An 878-nucleotide genomic window follows, 5' to 3' on the forward strand; every position below is an offset into this window, starting at 1 on the left:
CGTACTACGAGCGCATCATGATAATCTCTTTCCTGCATGGCGACATCTACCAGTAAGTGTATGTGTCCGCTTATATCCACTTTCTGGCGATACCATTCTCATAGTAATTGTCCACATACTCAATATACTTGCTGTTGCCATTCAATTGAATGACCACGCAAAAAAGGCCGAATCGCCCATGCTTCTGTATCAGGCTCACGAGCTTGATTATAAATCTCCTCATAATTCGAAATTTATAATAGTTAGTAATTAAGTTCTTTGTCGCTCGTTCCTTAGTAGAGGACGTTAGAATTTGTTTGCGCTAACAATTTTGCTGGTACAAGCAAATGCCAGGAGAGCTATAAGGGAATACACCCTTAGGGGACAGTTGGTCTCCGATTTTATCAAATTATACTTTTTTTGGTATTTATTTTTAGGTTAGTAATTAGCCCCAAAATGAGTTCGCAAACACATAGTGAGGCGGAAAATCTCACTTATATTTACTTCATTAAAGCCAGCAAATCCTTTCCCTTATGCATAAGGTTGAGAACCACTGCGGCTTGCATTCCGTAAATTTTCTTATATACCACATAGGCATGGAGGTGGGCATTGAAGGGTCTTTGGTTATCTGTTGCGCCATTGCTCTTGCACTTATCTATGATACGACGATGGTGGTCCCAAGGAATAAGAAAAAGCAATTTGAAATTGTCCGCAAGCTGCGGACAATTTGCCTGTAATGGTGCATAGAGCTTATAAAAGTAGCCATTGGTGGCACATGACGCTTTGAGGCGATGGCTGTAGAACCGGTCGCAATTTGCGACCAGTTCTCCTTTATCTTGATGTTCTATATTATCTGCCATATTTCTATCTTTATTTTTGAGATCACAAATTGTGACTTT

At 40.0% G+C, this 878-nt stretch carries 1 protein-coding gene and 1 pseudogene; both read right to left on the reverse strand.

Translation table 11 applies throughout. From position 1 onward, the window contains the following. Positions 1-70: 70 nt before the first annotated feature. Positions 71-223: a hypothetical protein gene (locus DWV53_RS15900; RefSeq protein ID WP_181975313.1), complete on the reverse strand. Its 153-nt coding sequence runs from the start codon at positions 221-223 to the stop codon at positions 71-73. Positions 224-479: 256 nt separating this feature from the next. Continuing rightward, a pseudogene (locus DWV53_RS14955) lies at positions 480-878 on the reverse strand (hypothetical protein); the annotation flags it as partial.

Source organism: Segatella copri, assembly GCF_003465495.1.
GTDB lineage: Bacteria > Bacteroidota > Bacteroidia > Bacteroidales > Bacteroidaceae > Prevotella > Prevotella copri_G.